At 37.2% G+C, this 17,879-nt stretch carries 16 protein-coding genes and 1 pseudogene; 10 read left to right on the top strand and 7 right to left on the bottom strand.

Annotated features, from left to right (window positions below):
• Positions 1 to 183 precede the first annotated feature (183 nt).
• Positions 184 to 1,590: a hypothetical protein gene (locus ACNSTQ_RS19450; RefSeq protein ID WP_418201443.1), complete on the top strand. Its 1,407-nt coding sequence runs from the start codon at positions 184 to 186 to the stop codon at positions 1,588 to 1,590.
• 22 nt (positions 1,591 to 1,612) lie between these two features.
• Here the strand turns inward: ACNSTQ_RS19450 and ACNSTQ_RS19445 are convergent, their stop codons facing one another.
• Complete coding sequence (locus tag ACNSTQ_RS19445; protein WP_308447226.1) at positions 1,613 to 1,873, bottom strand: DUF6154 family protein; 261 nt, start codon at positions 1,871 to 1,873, stop codon at positions 1,613 to 1,615.
• A 155-nt stretch (positions 1,874 to 2,028) separates the two neighbouring features.
• Between ACNSTQ_RS19445 and ACNSTQ_RS19440 the strand changes: the two are divergent.
• Both ACNSTQ_RS19440 and ACNSTQ_RS19435 read left to right on the top strand, forming a co-directional pair.
• Positions 2,029 to 3,005: pseudogene (locus ACNSTQ_RS19440) on the top strand (HD domain-containing protein).
• Between the two features lie 174 nt (positions 3,006 to 3,179).
• Positions 3,180 to 4,916, top strand: coding sequence for a glycosyl hydrolase family 18 protein (locus tag ACNSTQ_RS19435; protein ID WP_418201442.1), 1,737 nt, complete (start codon positions 3,180 to 3,182; stop codon positions 4,914 to 4,916).
• A 102-nt stretch (positions 4,917 to 5,018) separates the two neighbouring features.
• Here the strand turns inward: ACNSTQ_RS19435 and ACNSTQ_RS19430 are convergent, their stop codons facing one another.
• The 3 genes from ACNSTQ_RS19430 to ACNSTQ_RS19420 form a co-directional block, all read right to left on the bottom strand.
• The gene (locus ACNSTQ_RS19430; protein WP_418201441.1) at positions 5,019 to 6,032 is read right to left on the bottom strand and encodes a DUF4003 family protein; all 1,014 of its coding nucleotides are present in this window, start codon (positions 6,030 to 6,032) and stop codon (positions 5,019 to 5,021) included.
• A gap of 205 nt (positions 6,033 to 6,237) precedes the next feature.
• Complete coding sequence (locus tag ACNSTQ_RS19425) at positions 6,238 to 6,570, bottom strand: hypothetical protein (protein ID WP_418201440.1); 333 nt, start codon at positions 6,568 to 6,570, stop codon at positions 6,238 to 6,240.
• A 94-nt stretch (positions 6,571 to 6,664) separates the two neighbouring features.
• On the bottom strand, positions 6,665 to 7,159 hold the full coding sequence (locus ACNSTQ_RS19420) for an NUDIX domain-containing protein (RefSeq protein WP_418201439.1): 495 nt from the start codon (positions 7,157 to 7,159) through the stop codon (positions 6,665 to 6,667).
• Positions 7,160 to 7,319: 160 nt separating this feature from the next.
• Between ACNSTQ_RS19420 and ACNSTQ_RS19415 the strand changes: the two genes are divergently transcribed.
• Complete coding sequence (locus ACNSTQ_RS19415) at positions 7,320 to 7,592, top strand: hypothetical protein (protein WP_418201438.1); 273 nt, start codon at positions 7,320 to 7,322, stop codon at positions 7,590 to 7,592.
• 49 nt (positions 7,593 to 7,641) lie between these two features.
• Here the strand turns inward: ACNSTQ_RS19415 and ACNSTQ_RS19410 are convergent, their stop codons facing one another.
• Complete coding sequence (locus tag ACNSTQ_RS19410) at positions 7,642 to 7,944, bottom strand: hypothetical protein (protein WP_418201437.1); 303 nt, start codon at positions 7,942 to 7,944, stop codon at positions 7,642 to 7,644.
• Positions 7,945 to 8,122: 178 nt separating this feature from the next.
• Here ACNSTQ_RS19410 and ACNSTQ_RS19405 point away from each other — a divergent pair, with 178 nt between their 5' ends.
• Together ACNSTQ_RS19405 and ACNSTQ_RS19400 are read left to right on the top strand one after the other, a co-directional pair.
• The gene (locus ACNSTQ_RS19405) at positions 8,123 to 10,690 is read left to right on the top strand and encodes a helicase-related protein (RefSeq protein WP_418201436.1); all 2,568 of its coding nucleotides are present in this window, start codon (positions 8,123 to 8,125) and stop codon (positions 10,688 to 10,690) included.
• Positions 10,691 to 10,709: 19 nt separating this feature from the next.
• Positions 10,710 to 11,345, top strand: a complete 636-nt coding sequence (locus ACNSTQ_RS19400; RefSeq protein WP_418201435.1) for a lytic transglycosylase domain-containing protein — start codon at positions 10,710 to 10,712, stop codon at positions 11,343 to 11,345.
• A 351-nt stretch (positions 11,346 to 11,696) separates the two neighbouring features.
• On the opposite strand, the gene ACNSTQ_RS19395 is transcribed toward ACNSTQ_RS19400, so the two are convergent.
• Positions 11,697 to 13,094 carry a class II fumarate hydratase gene (locus ACNSTQ_RS19395; protein ID WP_418201434.1) on the bottom strand — a complete coding sequence of 466 codons (1,398 nt, stop codon included), beginning with the start codon at positions 13,092 to 13,094 and terminating at the stop codon, positions 11,697 to 11,699.
• Between the two features lie 144 nt (positions 13,095 to 13,238).
• Between ACNSTQ_RS19395 and hyi the strand changes: the two genes are divergently transcribed.
• Together hyi and ACNSTQ_RS19385 are read left to right on the top strand one after the other, a co-directional pair.
• Positions 13,239 to 14,018: a hydroxypyruvate isomerase gene (hyi, locus tag ACNSTQ_RS19390; protein ID WP_418201433.1), complete on the top strand. Its 780-nt coding sequence runs from the start codon at positions 13,239 to 13,241 to the stop codon at positions 14,016 to 14,018.
• Positions 14,018 to 14,926: an NAD(P)-dependent oxidoreductase gene (locus ACNSTQ_RS19385; RefSeq protein ID WP_418201432.1), complete on the top strand. Its 909-nt coding sequence runs from the start codon at positions 14,018 to 14,020 to the stop codon at positions 14,924 to 14,926. The genes hyi and ACNSTQ_RS19385 overlap by 1 nt, the downstream gene beginning before the upstream one ends.
• A gap of 130 nt (positions 14,927 to 15,056) precedes the next feature.
• Here the strand turns inward: ACNSTQ_RS19385 and ACNSTQ_RS19380 are convergent, their stop codons facing one another.
• Entirely contained in the window at positions 15,057 to 15,536 is a 480-nt protein-coding gene (locus tag ACNSTQ_RS19380) for a glutathione peroxidase (RefSeq protein ID WP_418201478.1), read from the bottom strand.
• Positions 15,537 to 15,772: 236 nt separating this feature from the next.
• Between ACNSTQ_RS19380 and ACNSTQ_RS19375 the strand changes: the two genes are divergently transcribed.
• The gene (locus ACNSTQ_RS19375) at positions 15,773 to 16,267 is read left to right on the top strand and encodes a flavodoxin domain-containing protein (RefSeq protein WP_418201431.1); all 495 of its coding nucleotides are present in this window, start codon (positions 15,773 to 15,775) and stop codon (positions 16,265 to 16,267) included.
• Positions 16,268 to 16,305: 38 nt separating this feature from the next.
• Entirely contained in the window at positions 16,306 to 17,661 is a 1,356-nt protein-coding gene (locus ACNSTQ_RS19370) for a purine-cytosine permease family protein (protein WP_418201430.1), read from the top strand.
• Positions 17,662 to 17,879: the final 218 nt, after the last annotated feature.

Below are 17,879 nucleotides of genomic sequence, written 5' to 3'. Positions count from 1 at the left end.
CACCTCTTCAATTTAATATATATAAGTTTATTAAGATCCCTGTGTAATTTCTGGATTAAGATGGTAAGATTAGCTCATTAGAGTAGTTTAGTAGAAAAATAAATCTTATAGTTATAATAATATCATGTTTCAAAAAATAATCAATCCTTATTAATAATAATTATAATTTAAGGAGGGGAAGAAGTGAATTATTACAAGCCTGGATTATCATCCATCTTTTGGGGTCTTATAATTGTGTTTTTGAACTTTGACATTAATGGTGTGTCTTTATTACCTAACTTTGTCGGATTTTTACTTGTATTATCAGGGCTTCGGGAGGTAGTAAAGCAAAATGAAAGGGTGAATACACTCGTTCCATGGACATACGGTCTGATTGTCTTGTCGGCTATAGCTTGGTTTTCTTCGTTCATAAGAGTCGATACTGAACAGGCTATGCAGCAACAGGCTGGATTTCTTACAATTGATTTACCTGTCATTGACCTATTCTTTATAGCAGATGGGGTGGAGCAGGTACTAACCCTTGTTTTTGTAATATTGTTAATGAACTATTATATTCAATTGGTTAAACATTCGAGTGAAGAACAATGGGGTTTGACCTTTATTAGGCGTAGGAATTTTTATGTCGCAGTAAATGGTTTGTTGCTTTTTAGTATGCCATTTGTAGTTCTCTTTCCTGGTTGGCTTCCGATCTTGTTTATTTTTTTATTGTTATTAAGCTTTATTGCCTTTATTAGAGTTTTAATGACTGCTTATCGAATGAAAAAGATTGCTGAGACGGAAACTTTTGTTGAATTAGAAGGAATGGAGCAGATCAAACCATTTTATGTTACACGAAAAAAACTAACGATAACCGCTTTGGTGGTCATCATTTTATCATGGGCTGGAAGTATACTGTGGCTTGAACAATGGCGTATAGAGGAGCCGTTACTTCTTCCTGCTTTTATTGCAACTACTGGAGACGATTATGCGAGTGTTTACTACGTACATAACGGTAAACCTGATGATATGGAACCTCAATTTACTTTTTATAACGAATTTGAACAGGAGAGTACGATTTTTTATGAAGGATATTTTGCGATTGGTCAGTTACGTTTCAGAACAGGGGATCACGAAGGGTTAAAAGATCTTGAAAATAGTGAATTTAGACTTAGTTACGGTAATTTTTTGAAAAATAATGGCCAATTGTATTATTTAGAATTACCGGAACTGAATATAGATCCATCGAAGTATATGGAACTTCAAGGTGGGAGTGGTGATGCGAGTGGGTATAGTTTAACCTTTAAAGTAAAAAAATCATTTCAAATGATTGAGGAATTAGCTGTTCCGTTTCCAAATGAAGTTTATGATTACTTTACTTTTGCCTGGGAAGATTCTTCAAAAAATAAAGAATTTGAAGAAGGTGAAATAGTTACTTTTACGATTCAACCGAAGGAAATGGAAAGCTACCAACAGTTGGCGACTTTCCAATCCCCTGTGAGAATTGTCGTTGATGGAGGTGAAGGTGAGGAGATAATCGATGTCGGTTGGATTGATTATTACCCAACTTTCAGCATGGGTTCGCTCAAAGATTACGTGAGGCAATTTAAATAAATATGTAGACGCACATTATAGTCTAATGAATGTACCCTTTTCCTTGATCGTCTTCATTTAAGGTCTCGCCGATGCCTTCTTGTGCGACTTTTAAGCGAAAGGTTTCATATAAATACATTCCAAACATTTCAAAACGTTCGTTATCTGAAAGCTCATCAATCAATTTCTTCACATCTTCTTTGCTTATTTCCTGGAGGATGCCGTCGACAATAATGTAGGCATCTTCCTCATCTCCTGTTAAATGGTTTTTATACATCTCATATAGATCATCCACAAATTTCATATCCATCCCCCCGTGTTTAACCAAGTGCTCTTCATCTTTCTAGTGTGACATCTTTTACTTTGAATTATTCCCAAGGGATAAAGTAGTAAATTAATTGTTATTTTTGCTGTTTTCATTTATGATACATGAGGCAATAAGAGGGGAGGAATTGCATTTTGATTATTCAAGACTCCATTTACGGCAGTTATGAAATAGAAAAAGTCCTTGAAGAACTCATTCTTTCTAGTCCAGTGCAGCGGTTAAAAAAAATTCATCAAGGTGGGGCTAGTTACTTAGTTAACCCTAAATGGAATGGGACAAGGTATGACCATTCGGTAGGGGTGATGTTACTCATTCGAAAGCTTGGAGGAACGCTAGAAGAGCAGATCGCAGGTTTACTTCATGATGTGTCCATACCGCATTTTCTCATGTGATTGATTTTGTCCTTGAACAATTAGAGGATAGTTATCATGAAAAAATATTTCATCAAGTTGTTGAAACTTCTGAGATTCCAAAAATTCTAAAGAGAAATGGGTACAATTATGAGGACTTGTTACTTAATGATGGAAAATGGACGTTGCTTGAGCAGCCTGCTCCAGAGCTTTGTGCAGATCGAGTGGATTATACACTTCGAGATATGTTTGAATACGGCAAGATTACCCGTAATGAAATCGAACGCTTTTTAGACCAGCTTACTGTTGTAGATGGTAAGATGTTTATTCGAGAATTAGGAACGGCTGAGTGGTTTGTGGAAACGTACTACAAAGAGGTCATTGATTTCTTCTTGGATCCTTTAAATGTTTACGGTTACGACCTGTTAACGAAGGCGATTAAGATCGGATTTGAAAAAAACATAATAACTATTGATGATATGTTAGGTGTGGATGAAGAAATAATGTCCATAATGAGCAACTCTCCAGACCAGGACTTACAGTTTTTAATTGGGCAACTTCACGATCAAGTTAACGTTTGTGAAGATAAAGAAGATTATCATGTACACATGAAAAAGAAAGTAAGGTTGATCGATCCATCTGTTTACATAGAAAAACAATTAGTGAAGGGCTCTAGTTTATCTGAAAAAATTAAAATGATGAATAAAGATGCTTTAAGAAAGTCCACTGAAGGCACATATGTAAAGGTCATTACGAGGTAGTACGAAACTAAATGTATTAAAGGGTGATGGATAAAAGGGGAGTTTCCATCGCTTTTTTTGTGGACGTAAACGTTAAACTTTGGCACCCAATACATGGTCCTTCTATAATTTACAAACTCTTTTCCTTCTATTTGTTCGTTATAATACGGGATATAGGCAAAGGAGGGCGAGTTCGTGTCATACAATGATGAGCGTCGATTATTTAATCGTAAGTTTATATATATTGGATGTACCTTAATCTTTTTATCAGTCGTTGGAGGTTCGATTCTAGCAATCTACCCATTTCCATCGAAAGAACAAGTGAAATACTTTCATTCCGAACAACCGATTATTTATCAAAAAGAAGTCATTGAAGGCGAAGCTATTCGCTTGAACAACCAAAATTATGTAAGTTTACGATTTTTTATGGAATACATCGATCCCACTGGATTTTTTGATGAACAGTCAAGGTCAATGATCATTACAACAGATGATAGAGTGCTCCAAGTTCCAGCGAAGGAACTGTCTATTTTTATAAATCAAGAGCCTTTAACATTTGAAATCCCAGTTTTAACATTAAATGAACAAGATTATTTTATAAGCCTTGAGTTAGTCGAAATGATTTATGCGTTGGAAACAAATGTAGTCGATGAGACAGAAGCTCTTTTTATTCGCGAAGACGGTGAAGAAGTACAATATGCGGTTGTAGCAGACTCATTAAAGGAGCACGAAGCACGCTTAAGAATAAAAGAGACAGTAACAAATCCATTTACAGCAGAAGTAATTAATGATGAAAGAGTAATTGTTGAACACCAAAACGAGGAGTTTGTGTATGTCCGTAAGTTAAATGGGGTGGCAGGGTTTATAAAGAGAGATCATATTACCATAGATCTAGAGCGAGAGCTGATCGTAGTAGAAGTGGATGGAAAAGGAAACACGGACCTACCTATCATTGATGGACCAATTAACCTGACGTGGGAAGCTGTATACACAGAAACACCTAGTGCAAGCTCCTTACCTGAACTCCCTGGGGTAAACGTTGTTTCACCGACATGGTTTAAGCTCAAAAACGGTGAAGGAGATATTTCAAATCTTGGGTCGTTAGAGTATATGGAATGGGCAAGAGACAGGGACTTTCAAGTATGGGGGTTATTTTCTAATGACTTTGATCCTGATTTAACCAATGAGGCGCTCGCAAGTTTTGAAACCCGTCAGAACATGATTCGTCAGCTTATTTATTATAGTCAATTATATGGCTTAGACGGAATTAATGTTGACTTTGAGAATGTATATTTAAAAGATAAAGATTTGGTTACGCAATTTATGAGAGAACTTACCCCGTATCTCCATCGTGCTGGATTGATTGTTTCTATGGACATTACGTTTATTTCTGCGAGTGAAAATTGGTCAATGTTTTATGACCGAGTGGCCTTATCATCGATCGTGGATTATATGATTGTTATGGCCTATGATGAGCATTGGGCAACATCCCCACAGTCTGGAAGTGTGGCTAGCCTGCCATGGGTGGAACAAAATGTGATGCAATTACTGGAAGAAGTTCCGAACGAAAAGCTCGTCCTTGGAATTCCATTCTATGCAAGATTGTGGACCGAACAAACGACAGACGGTGGAAATGTTGAGGTGTCCTCTCAAGCCCTGTCTATGAATGAAGTGCAAGAATGGATAAGAGAGCGGGGATTAACACCAACCTATGATAAAACTAGTGGTCAACACTATGTTGAATTTATAGATGAAAGTGAAAATGCAACATATAAGATCTGGATAGAAGATGAGATGTCGATTGAAAAAAGGGTGTCTATTAGTCAGGATTACAAATTAGCAGGTGTTGCGAGTTGGGCAAGACACTTTGCAATTGATGCCGCTTGGAAGCATTTAGATCAAGTACTACACAGTAAAAAATCTGAAAAGTAAAGGAATACTAGGAGGGATTTCTAAATAAGTAGTCATTCCACCTTTACTATATATAAATTTATTAGGTAATTTAAAGGTGGTCGAAGAATATCGACCACCTTTTTAATTCGTGTTTGAGTTTGAAGAGGCAACGGATACACTGGTAACAGCAGCAATCATCGCTGCTTGTTGAGCCTGCATAAGTGCTTCAAAAGTAGTGAAGATGCCTGTTTCTAGGATCATGGATTCCTTCATTTTATCTGTCATTAAGAAGTTGACCGCCATTATAAAATTCATATCTTTATGCCATTTGAATGCTTTTTCATTATTGAGTTGGTCTTCAAGCTGCAATACGAAGTCAATTTCTTGGATACCATCTTCTAGCAAGGCTAGTAATCCGATTTCAGGATAGTGCATCGTCTTTAATCTTCGTCTAGATTGCTTAAATTTGTCCAAGATATTTAAAGAGCGTTCAATTAGGACATTTGGTTTTTCTTCATATTGCAGAGATAAGATATGGCTAAGAAATTGAAGGTCATTTCCTTTTCTAAAACCATGCTTTGACAATTCATCGTAATACGTTTTTGTAAGATCTAGAAGTATTTGTATGTCTGTGTCTACTTTTGCTAGCAAGACAGCTAACGGATAGTCTACAGTTGATGTGAGAAAAAAATGTTGCGCCTTCATTCCCTTATAAATGGCGAGTGCCCGCTCAATACTTTCTCTATGATCACTACCATCAGGATCATTAGTAAGCAAAATCATTGCTGCTATATAGGAAAATGAGTCGCGTTTAAAACCGCCTTGGATTAATTGTTCATATAAGTCGATGAATTCTTCAAATTTAGCGTTTGGATTTTCAAAACGAACATCGAGCATCGCAGCGATCGTAAAACGTTGGTAGCCCCTTAATGTTGAGAGCAGTCCAACTTGACTTTTTATGTGCTCACTTAGCTCAGTAAATTGGGATATGTTTAATGTTTTGTTGTTAACGACATAAATTGAAGCAACCATCATCAATGTTTTGTCAGAAACTTTCCATTTTAGTGCACTTTTTAATTGCTTATAACCATCTATGTATTGCTCCACCTTTTGTTGCAAAGGTTCCGGTAAGATCATCATAATCACTTCTTTCATTAGACTTTACTTTATATACGAAATGTAGAGCGATTGGTTGCACACTTTTGTACATTACAAGAAAGGTTATTTCCTTTTAGTTTATCCTAAAATTTTTTCAATCATCGGAGAAGTTTTTTGAGGGTTAGGAAAAGGTTGTTATCTAAGATCAACATTTGAATTATAGAGCTTACTTACAAACATAATAAAAAGAGACTGATAAACATCAGCCTCTTGCATAGGAAAGCTTTTTGAATGGAACAATCTTTGTAAATTGTTGAAAGTCCCGTAACTCACTCTCAATTTTAATCAGTTTCAAGACATCCATGAACGTTTGAACATTTTGCATTACGTCAATAAACTGTTCGGTAAAAGAACGATTTTCTAATGATGACCGCAAATGAGCATTCAAAGTAACCCAATCAAAACTTTGTGTTTCGTACGCTTTAGAACTACTCCATAAAATGTATTGGTAGCTGATCGCTGATAGTGTAAGGTTACTATCAGTTTCAAGAAAATCGTTACACCATTTTACAGCTAGTGCTTTTTCCTCAATCATAAGGCAACAACCCTTATCTAGTAATTATCTTCTACCATTATATTAGAATGTTGGCCGATAAACTACTTGATAAGTTTGGAAGATGGTTTATAGTTTATAGGATGTTTTCTTTCTTTAACTTTTCTATTACGAGACGGTCGGTTTCAAAGGCTAGTTCTGGTATCGCGTCAAAGGCAAAGTAGTCTACTGCACTTAAATCATCATTCGCTTTTAACGTTCCACCTAAAACTTCTGCAAAAAACCATATACCGACAGTATGCTGTTCAGGATTATGAAAATTCGAGTGCACCTCATAAACTTTTTTTAATTCGATTTGCAGACCTGTTTCTTCAAAAAACTCTCTTTTGGCTGCTGCACGAACGTCTTCATCGTATTCAACATAACCACATGGAATACACCATTTATCCTTAAAACTTATATTGCGTTTTCCGAGAAGAAGTTTTTGGTCTTGAATAACAATTGCGGCCACGCCAACGATTGGATTTTGATAAAAGATAAATCCGCAATCGATACACTTAGGTTGGTGAATACTTTTCGGACCTTGGATTTCTAATTTACCACCGCATTTCGGACAAAACCGGTAGCGCATTTGATCACCTCAATTATCAAATATTTTATTTAACATTACTTGAAAGATTGGTGCATCTAAAAGGTTTGTCAAGAGAAGAACTTCTAAAAAAGATAAATGCAATTATCTTTTTAGTATTAGGGCAAACTATTTTAAAATGCTATGGGGAGTGAAGGTGAAAATGTCCTATGTTAATGGTCAAATTATTTCCGGAGAATTTGATACGAACTCAAATGAATTCTCGCTCCATTCCGTCAAACACCATTTAACAGAAACAAGTTTAAAGCAATGTCAAGTTGCGCAATTATATAATTACTTGAAAAAGCACGAGAACGAAGCGGATGGCCAAGTTATTAGCCTTTATGATCAGCTGCTTGTTTCTTTATCAAGCGAAGAGACGAAGGCCATTTTACGAGATCTTGAACAAATTCAAAACCTATATCAGAAAGGGTAACTTCCTAAAGCTTGATCATGAACAGTTGACAAAGGTCATGAACGTTAATTTATTGTTTCTCTCGCTTTGAAATTTCTTCAGTAACAATAAATGCGAGGTCATCATTACCAAATAAGGATAGTACACCGAGGACGGTATCATCAGGGATTGGACCTGCTTCTTCTTTAGAAACTGTTAAACTTAAAGCTTGTTGTAAAGCTTGGTTACTTTCTTGGTTTGGATAGGCTTGTAAGTATAATTCCTCAGGATTTAGATCATGATTGACACACCATTGGGCAAAAACGAGAATCATCATTTGCTCATCTTGTTGAAAGTTTTGGATAATCTGTTCTTCTAATTGCTTTTTGCTCATTGAAAAATCTCCTTATAAACAGTATGGTTAATATATTATAACAAACAACTTTGGATGACGAATAAAAAAAGAACAATGCGTCTCTTTCAGACAAAAAGTGAAGCTAGCCGATAAGTAGTAAAAAAATCTAAACAAAAAATACATAGTGTCTCTGAACGAATAGGAAGGGGTGCTTATGATGAGCAAGCTAACCGTACTTTACCCTCAAGCGATAGAACATACGAAAATGAAAATTAATGAGGACATCGATCATTACCTCGAGATAAAAGAATCAATGCCCACATATGAACAATATATGATTGACCGTCGGCACTATATTGAACAAATTTGGATTAATGTCTGGCTTACAAAAGTAACGAATGAGGTACCAAAGCGAGAGAAGAAGGCTTTTCTTAGTGAAAATGGGTATGAAGTCGAAGGTGTAGACCGGAAACTGATTAACCGTTTGTTTCGAAACGAAATGCGTTCATATGAACCATTTGATACCCTTTTATGGGTTGAGGAATCATTTTCTGGAAATAACTTAGCATGGGAAGAACGTTATCATCGTGTACGTGAAGAGTTTCTTAAAAGAAAAGAAGAAGAGTTACAAGCTGAAAAAAGAAGCAGCATTAAAGAAAACATTGAAGCTTTTGCTCAACATTTAATTGAAGAAGAATATGAACATTTTTACCTTTACGTCAGGCACCATGTGGCGAAACAATTAGCTTTCGATTTTGAGAACAATCAAAAGTATCCTGCAATTGCACCTTTTAAAATAGAAGAGAAGTTAGTTGAAGAAGGTCCTTTTGATCCCTCTAACTATTCAACAATAGCTACGTTCTTTGATGAATTAACAGGGGCTGTTCATAAAAAATTTCATTGGGAATACGAAACGTATTTTTATGCGTATGAAAAATTAATCGGTGACTATCTTCCAAATTTTGTAGCACGTACTGTATTAGAGCAATTGCCTCCATCACTAACGGATCAATATGCTATAGAATTCAATCGAGACTTATCTCAAAGATCGTTAAGAAAACTGTTAACCATCTATGTGAATACTCTTGAAAGTGACTATTTTAAAAGGATACAAGAAGAATACCTATCTGATCTTCTCGAATTAGCAACCATTCCATTTGATCTAGAACGTCACGAAAAAATATACGAACAAGACCTTGAAGACCGCGAACGAAAAAAAGCCGAAGAAATAGCTGAGATTGAACGCAAAAAAGCGATGGAAGAACGGATGCTTGAAGATATATTTGGACGTGAATATCGACCATCGATCGGCCGAAACATTAAGTATGTGCTGCATATTGGTGAAACAAATACAGGAAAGACCCATCATGCACTTGAACGAATGAAGGAAGCAAACAGCGGTTTATATTTAGCTCCACTGCGATTGTTAGCTCTTGAAGTGTTCGATAAATTAAATCACGAAGGAGTTCCTTGTTCGCTGAAAACAGGTGAAGAAGAAAAAGAGATGGAAGGTGCGAACCATATTTCGTGTACAGTTGAAATGTTCCACGAGAAAGAGTTCTACGATATCGTTGTCATTGATGAGGCTCAAATGATTGCAGATAATGATCGTGGGTTTTCATGGTTCAAGGCGATCACAAAAGCTAATGCGAAAGAAGTCCATATTATCGGAAGTCATAACGCAGAATCAATGATTGTCGAACTGCTGGGGGATTCAGATATTGAAATTTATAAGTATTACCGCGAAATCCCCCTTGAAGTAGAGTCGAAAGAGTTTAGCATGAAGCATACGAGAAAAGGGGATGCACTCGTTTGTTTTTCTCGAAGAAGAGTACTTGAAACGGCTTCTAAGTTGCAGAACAGCGGTCATTCGGTCAGTATGATTTACGGCAGTATGCCCCCTGAAACGCGGAAAAAACAAATGCAACGTTTTATTGATGGTGAAACGAATGTCATAGTTGCGACAGATGCGATCGGTATGGGGTTAAACTTACCGATTCGGCGAATTGTTTTTCTAGAAAATGAAAAATTTGACGGTACAAGGAGACGACGTCTAACGTCTCAAGAGGTAAAACAAATTGCTGGACGTGCGGGTCGGAAAGGGATTTATGATGTTGGTAAGGTCGCTTTTACGAAAGACATTAAACGTATGAAGCGTCTGTTAGATCAAGAAGATGCACTTGTGTCGACATTCGCTATTGCACCAACGAATGCAGTATTTGAGCGATTTCAAAAATATCATCGTGATCTTGGAACGTTTTTTGAGCTATGGAATAAGTTTGAAAGTCCAAAAGGTACGAAGAAAGCAACTCTTTCTGAGGAAAGAGAATTGTATACGATGGTACGTGGTACGCAAATCGAGGCGCGCTTATCAATGATGGATCTTTATGGATTTTTACATTTACCTTTTTCGACGAATGAAACGCTCCTAACAAAACAGTGGAGAAGAGCTATGTCTGCCATTATAAAAAATGAAGAACTACCGGATCCGATTATTAAAAAAGGTACCCTTGAGGAAGTAGAGCTATCTTATAAAGCGGTTGGTTTACATTTACTATTCTTGTACCGTCTTGACCGGCGTACCGAAGCATTATACTGGGAGCGAGTACGTGAGGAGATTAGTGATGATGTACACGAACGCCTAAAAACAGACGTCCGAAATATGAGCAAGAAATGCAAAACCTGCGGAACGAAGCTTGACCTTGACTTCGCATTTCCAATATGTGAGGACTGCTACGCTTCCCGACATAAGAAATATGATTATTATTATGAATTCAAAAGATAGAAAGTGAAAGGTAAAAATCATGGGGAAGAAGAAAAAGAAAAAAAGAAAATCGATGAGGGGACGGTTAATCTTCGCATTCGCCGTTCTTCTTCTTGTGATGGTGTTACATTATCAAACGGAAATAAAAAGAGGTCTTATTCAATTTTCGTTTAAAGATAATGCCATTCCAAGCTGTTATATACCGATTTATAAAGAAGCTGCCGAAACATATGCGATACCATGGGAATTACTAGCAGCAATTCATCGAATTGAAACGAGATTTTCAACGGTAGATCCAATGGTTAGTTCAGTTGGAGCTGTCGGTCATTTTCAATTTATGCCACGTACATGGGTCGGTTGGAGATACCCAGGAACCGACTTAGGGGATATTACAGATGGTGTAGATATAACCGACCTAGAATTGATAGTAGAATATGGCGGTTATGGGATAGATGCTTCAGGTAACGGAAAAGCAGATCCTTTTAATGTAGTTGATGCTGCGAATGCGGCAGCAAAATATTTAGCCGATCATGGTGCGGCAAATGGTGATATACCAAAAGCTGTTTTTTCTTATAATCATAGTCAAAAATATGTAGACAAAGTGCTGCATTACTATGAGCTTTATAACGACGGAGGATACACAGCAGAAAAGCCGTTGGGGTATTGTTTTAAATAGAAATAGGCGAGCGCATAATTAGTAAGTAGTTCTGTTTTTGCAAAGATCATTGAAAATAGCATATGAACATAGTATTTGCTATGCTATTTTTCGTTGGTGCATCAACTTTTTTAAAGAATTTACGGTTACAATAGTATAGTAGCTGATGAAGGACAAAATAAGGAAGGATTTTGAGGGAAATGTCCTTCATAGAGCTGATGAGGGACAAAACAAGTTAGAACCTCACTAGAAATGTCTTTCATATGGGTGACCACATGGACGGATGCATTTATTTAATAGCTCAATATACATTAAATTCCATAAGGTTGGGGTAAATTTAGAAAACCCAACCTTTTTTATTATACTTTTAACCTAAACCATTCCTTTAGGATCGATTGCTTTTTTAACTTCATCTGACAGCAACCCTAACTCTTGGAGAACTTGCTTTAATGTCTTATTTTCAACATCAGCCTGCATTCCAATTTGAGCGGTAAGATCGTACCCCATAGACGGGCTGAGCCCCGTTACTAATGCTAAGCTTGCTTCCATCCAATTTTTGCATACTTCTTCATTCGCCTGAATACCTACAATACATTTTGTGACTAATGTTGATACAGCATTAGCTAGTATATCGATGGCGTCTAGGAGAGTGTAGGCAATAAGTGGCATCATTACATTAATCTCCAACTGAGCCGATATTCCGGCTGTAGCGATAGCAGCTTCATACCCGATAATTTGACAACAGACCATATGGACCATTTCTAGTATCGCTGGATTTACTTTTCCTGGCATAATCGTTGATCCTGGCTGTACCGATGGCAGTGTAATTTCAGCTAAGCCTGTACGAGGCCCTGAACTTAGTAACCGCAAATCGCTTGTCATTTTTATTAAGTGAACAGCTAGTTCTTTCAATGCCATCATTGTACGAATCGGTGCATTTCGATTTTGCATAAAGCTGAACAGGTTAACAGGAGATCGAAAAGGATAATTCGTACGATTGCTGATCTCTTGAATGACTTTTTGCGGGTAATCTGGGTGTGTATTTATAGGAGTACCAATTGCATTGCCGCCTAAGCCAATTTCATAAAGCGGGTCAACGGTTGCTTCAATTTGAGCGTACATTGATTCGATTGTCCCAGCATAGCCTGAAAATTCTTGTCCTAATCGCATCGGTACTGCATCGTGTAAATGAGTTCTACCCGTTTTTAAAATGTGCATAAATTGATTCGACTTGTTTTGGAGCTCTTGCTGCAAATCTGAGATAGCAGGAAGGAGCCGTTGATTTATATTTTCTACGGCAGCCATATTTAGTGCTGCAGGAAATGTATCATTTGTCGATTGTGCCATATTCACATGGTCGTTTGGATGTACTCGAAATGTATTGAGGGAATGATCAATAGAACCACCTAATAACTCGGTAGACCGGTTTGCGATAATCTCATTTGCGTTCATATTTTGTGAGGTTCCAGCCCCAGCTTGATATACATCTACGACAAAATGATCATCCCATTTTCCTTCTACAACTTCATTGGCTGCTGTAATGATGGCTTGCGCTATATTTTGAGGTAATTTGCCAACCTCCATGTTTACGAGTGCCGCAGAAGCTTTAATAATGCCCTGTGCTTTAATAAAGGACCGCGGTAGTTTTCTCCCACTAATTTGAAAATTTTCGAAAGCTCGTCGGGTTTGAGAACCATAGTACGCATTAGATGGAACGTGAATTTCACCTAAAGTATCCTTTTCTTTGCGAAATTGATTAGAAGGTATCATTATTATTTATCTCCTTAACATCCAGTAATCTTAAAGGTTATTGTTTCCAGAGGGTATGTATTTTATTTGAAATTGATTATTGAAGGAATTTAGAATAAATTGTCGAAATAATTCTAACTATCAATTTATAGAGGTGTGTGTTAGATGTTTCAGTTTGCAGTTAATCTTTCAACGGTTTTTACAGAAGTACCATTTCTAGAACGTTTTAATAAAGCAAAGGAAGCTGACTTTTCCTTTGTTGAATGTCAATTTCCATATAAATCTACCATTGGAAGTATTAAAAAGGAGCTTGATCAACACCAATTATCACTCGTCCTTATCAACTTACCACCAGGAGATTGGGAAAACGGGGATCGTGGGTTAGCGGTTGATCCAACGAGGATGAACGAGTTTCGTCAAGGAGTTGAAGACGGGATCAAATATGCGACTGCTTTAGGCTGTTCAAAAATACACTGCATGGCAGGGGTACCGCCTCAAGGACTTGAAAGACAGGTTGCGAAGAAAACGTATTTAGAAAATATTCAATATGCAGCGAGTCGTTTTGAGGAACATCAATTGACATTACTGATTGAACCTATTAATTCTTATGATATGCCAGGTTACTTTTTATCGAATTTTGAAGAAGCAGTAAACGTCATTCAAGAAGTCGATTTACCAAACGTAAAACTTCAGTATGATTTTTATCATCTGCAAAGAATTCAAGGTGGAAACCTAATGTCTACATTTAAAAAATATAAGAATCATATAGGGCATGTACAAATAGCTGATGTTCCTGGTCGACATGAACCTGGAACCGGAGAAATAGATTATAAATATGTCTTTAAATCGCTGGATCAACTACAATATCAAGGATTTGTAGGTCTAGAGTACACACCTAAAGGAAAAAGTGAAGAAAGCTTTATGTGGATGAGGAGGAATGCGTAATGAACATTGGATTTATCGGAACAGGAGTTATGGGTTCGAGAATTGTAAAAAGGTTGTTAGCTAGTGGCTATAAGGTAACGGTCTATAATCGTTCACCAGAAAAAGTCGAACCACTTATGAGAGAAGGGGCTTTCCGAGCAGAGAATATAGCAACTATATCAAGTCAGTCAGATGTAATTTGTACATGTCTTTCCATGCCTCAAGATGTAGAAGAGGTGTATTGTGGGAGCGGTGGGGTATTAGAGCATACGAATCCTAACACCGTTTGTATTGATTTTACGACAGTAGGCGTTGATACGAGTAAATATGTTGCTATCAAGGCTAATGAAAAAGGAGTGGATTATTTAGATGCACCTGTTAGTGGTGGCCCAGAAGGCGCGGAACAAGGAACATTAACAATTATGGTTGGTGGAAAGGAGACTTCTTTTGATCAAGTTCTTTCGATTTTAGATGTATTAGGACAGACAATTAAGTACCTTGGTCCAACGGGATCGGGAAGTGTAGCTAAATTAATTAACCAGTACTTAGTAGCTGTTCATTCCATTGCAGCTTCAGAGGCTATGGTGACAGGAACAGCCCTAGGATTAAATCCTGAACAGCTTTTTGAAATATTACAAGTGAGCTATGGAGATAGCAAAATGTTACGCAGACATATGGGGGATTATGTCTTAGACCGTCAATTTGAACCTGGTGGCGCTGTCAAATATGTTCATAAGGATATAATGTTGGCCAATCCATTGTTTGAACAAGCAGGATTACATGAGTTTTCCGGACGTTTTGCCGAACGAGCGTTTCAAGAGGCGGTTGATCAAGGGTTTGAAGATTTAGATATGTCAGCCGTAATCCGACCGTTAGAAAAAGACTGTGATGTCGTTGTCCAAAAAAGAACGGTGAGGGAAGGGAAGTAGGTTGGGGAAGGTAGTGACGAAAGTAGGAGGTAAACCGCTTACATCTAATCTCCCATATAATTATCAAAAATAGGATGCAAATCATATCTCGATTTGCATCCTAACTACTAAAACTAATTAGACACTATGATCACTGTCCCAAAGCGGCTTCAATCGCCTCAGTTACTTGATCATCATCGGGTTTAATTCGACTTCCGTAACGTTCAATGAGTTCACCCTCACGTGAAATAAGGAACTTTTCAAAGTTCCATTTAATAGGATCGCCTGAGGCTGTTAACTGTTTAAACAGAGGGTGAGTGTCCTCTTGCCCCGCATGAACTTTATCGAACACTTCAAATGAAACCCCATAGTTTACTTGACAGAACTCAACGATTTCTTCAACCGTACCAGGTTCTTGGCCGCCGAAGTCATTAGAGGGAAAGGCAAGTATTTCAAAACCTTGATTTTTATATTTTTGGTAAACGTTTTCTAACTGTTCGTACTGAGATGTAAATCCACATTTAGATGCAACATTCACAATCAATAGCACTTTTCCTTCATAATCTTGAAGTTTTTTTTCATTTCCTTCAGCTGTTGTCACAGTTACAGTATAAATAGAGTCTTTTGCCATTGAATTTTCACTAATCCTTTCCGTTTCGGTAACTTGTTGCCCGCAAGCGCTCAAAAATAGGGCGCACAATAGAAAGATTAATCGCAACTTGATCACCTTTTCTTTTTAAGTCAATCCAATAGAACTAAAATAAAGTATAGTCTAATCGCAGGTTGATCTCAAACATTATGGTATTCCTATCCAATAACATATAATATACTGATAAATATACAAGTAAATATTGTGGGGGAATACATATGAAGTGTTTAATTGTTTTTAGTACTTCACATGGGACAACAGAAAAAGCATCCAAACTTCTTTCTCACTATTTTGAAGGTAATGTTGAACTCGTAGATTTAAATAAGATTATATTTCAGCCGAAAATAGATCGGTATGACACGATTATTATTGGGGGGTCTATTCACTTAGGCTCGATCCAAAAAAAAGTGAGGCAATTTATAAAAACAAATCTTGATCTACTCCTCACAAAAAGAGTCGGGCTTTTTCTTTGTTGTATGAATGAAGGAGAATTAGCAAAAGAGCAATTTAATAAGGTATACCCAATTCAATTAAGAGAGCATTCCGTCGCGAACGGTCTTTTTGGTGGAGAGCTCCTGTTTTCACAGATGAACTTTTTAGAACGGCAAATAATTACGAAAGTCAAAGGCATTAGCAGTGACGTTGCTAATTTAAATGAACAGTCCATTCGTGCATTTGCTAAGCAAATGAATGAAAAATTAGCTAGCAGCTAAAGTAATTGGCAGTTGTATTAACATCTAGGAGTGGCAATATGGGAGAAGTAAAGTATCGTCATAAAGAGAAAATTCCCGTTGTAGAACGGTATGGTTTAGAGGCAGTTCCCATTCATTTACGAACGACAACATCAATTGAATATGCGATGATCCAGATGGCCATCTCAGTCAATGCAGGAAATGTATTAATTCCTGCATTAGCAGTACTGCAAGGTGGCCTATCTTTTTATCAAGCGGTGTTATCAACGATTATTGGTGCAACTGCTGCATTCATTTTCGTCTCATTTTTAGCGTTGCCAGGGGCAAACTACGGAATTCCTGCACAATATGCGATTCGTTCCATCATGGGAGTAAAGGGGGCACGGTATATTGCTTCACCTGTTCGAACGATTACATCGCTATACTGGTTTGCGGTACAAACGATTGGCGGGACGTATTTATTTAAAGAGATACTAGAAAGAGTGACGTCAATCGCAGTACCTTTTACCCCGCTAGCGTTAGTAATGGCTACGATCATGGCAACTCTAGCACTTATTGGCTTTGAAGCAGTAAAAAAGATGACGAAGTATTTTTTACCACTGCTTTTTATTGGTGGTGTCATTATGCTCTATATTTTATTTACATCTGGTCGAAGTAGTGTCGCAATGACAGAGGTAGCTACACATGATGGAACTATTCCAATAGGAACGATGATGTTCTTTGCAAGTTTAGCTTTCGTTCAGTATATTTCTGGGGTTAGCTCGGCTGCGGATATGGCTCGTTACGCCAAATCTACAAAACATGCCTATTTTGGATTGTTAACGGGAAATACGATCGGGTTTGCATTAACTGCAATTTTAGGAGCTTATACCGCAACGATTTCAGGAAATTGGAATCCGTATGTGGTTTCAAGTCAGCTCACTAATTCTACTATTTTTATTACGATCATCGTTGTGGCAGCAATTGCTTCGATGATTACGATTAATTTAAGCAATGCGTATACAGGCGGATATAGCCTATTAAATAGTATTCCGAGTTTAGGGAGAGTTCGAAGTGCGGTTATTTTTGGAGTAACAGCAGTTACTTTAAGTGCTTTTCCAACCTTAGTGAATAATGCCCAAGTCTATATTTCATGGATGGGTGCGCTTATTATTCCGCTTTCTGCCGTCATTGTAATCGATTATATTATAATTAAAAAACGGGAACTGACTTCAAGAGATTTTGAAAAGCTAACGACGAATAGCTTTAACTATAATAAGACTGCATTGATTACAATTAGTATTGGTATTGTTCTTTATTTATCTCTCCCAGAGTCTTTTTCGCCTGGGTTTATAACTTTTGTTGGAACTTGCTTCGTTTATGTCGTTTTAAAGCTATGTATAAATAGAAATGAAGTTACAAACTCATTCAAATAGAAAAAATCACTATTAAGCTACTGCTATTGTGGTAAAATTAATTAGGTTGAAATAATTATCGCTCAAATAATAGGTGTACCATTTTTGGTATACCTTTTTTGTTCGCCCAGCATGGGCGAACTCTAACGGGTGAAAGTCCCGAGTACGACCTTGTAGCGGTAAGTACATAGCCAAAAGCAAGGGTGTCCATGGTGACGTGGAATCTGAAGGAAGCTCGA

This window comes from Alkalihalobacterium sp. APHAB7 (genome assembly GCF_048323755.1).
Classification (GTDB): Bacteria; Bacillota; Bacilli; order Bacillales; family Bacillaceae_F; genus Alkalihalobacterium.
This window is presented reverse-complemented; position numbering and strand designations above follow the sequence as displayed.

Excerpts from the sequence above, each read along its gene's own strand:
- ACNSTQ_RS19445 (WP_308447226.1), bottom strand. The coding sequence starts at position 1,873 with ATGAAATTTGTGGATGATCTATATGAGATGTATAAAAACCATTTAACA.
- ACNSTQ_RS19430 (WP_418201441.1), bottom strand. The coding sequence starts at position 6,032 with ATGAAAGAAGTGATTATGATGATCTTACCGGAACCTTTGCAACAAAAG.
- ACNSTQ_RS19425 (WP_418201440.1), bottom strand. The coding sequence starts at position 6,570 with ATGATTGAGGAAAAAGCACTAGCTGTAAAATGGTGTAACGATTTTCTT.
- ACNSTQ_RS19420 (WP_418201439.1), bottom strand. The coding sequence starts at position 7,159 with ATGCGCTACCGGTTTTGTCCGAAATGCGGTGGTAAATTAGAAATCCAA.
- ACNSTQ_RS19415 (WP_418201438.1), top strand. The coding sequence starts at position 7,320 with ATGTCCTATGTTAATGGTCAAATTATTTCCGGAGAATTTGATACGAAC.
- ACNSTQ_RS19410 (WP_418201437.1), bottom strand. The coding sequence starts at position 7,944 with ATGAGCAAAAAGCAATTAGAAGAACAGATTATCCAAAACTTTCAACAA.
- ACNSTQ_RS19405 (WP_418201436.1), top strand. The coding sequence starts at position 8,123 with ATGAGCAAGCTAACCGTACTTTACCCTCAAGCGATAGAACATACGAAA.
- ACNSTQ_RS19400 (WP_418201435.1), top strand. The coding sequence starts at position 10,710 with ATGGGGAAGAAGAAAAAGAAAAAAAGAAAATCGATGAGGGGACGGTTA.
- ACNSTQ_RS19395 (WP_418201434.1), bottom strand. The coding sequence starts at position 13,094 with ATGATACCTTCTAATCAATTTCGCAAAGAAAAGGATACTTTAGGTGAA.
- hyi (WP_418201433.1), top strand. The coding sequence starts at position 13,239 with ATGTTTCAGTTTGCAGTTAATCTTTCAACGGTTTTTACAGAAGTACCA.
- ACNSTQ_RS19385 (WP_418201432.1), top strand. The coding sequence starts at position 14,018 with ATGAACATTGGATTTATCGGAACAGGAGTTATGGGTTCGAGAATTGTA.
- ACNSTQ_RS19380 (WP_418201478.1), bottom strand. The coding sequence starts at position 15,536 with ATGGCAAAAGACTCTATTTATACTGTAACTGTGACAACAGCTGAAGGA.
- ACNSTQ_RS19375 (WP_418201431.1), top strand. The coding sequence starts at position 15,773 with ATGAAGTGTTTAATTGTTTTTAGTACTTCACATGGGACAACAGAAAAA.
- ACNSTQ_RS19370 (WP_418201430.1), top strand. The coding sequence starts at position 16,306 with ATGGGAGAAGTAAAGTATCGTCATAAAGAGAAAATTCCCGTTGTAGAA.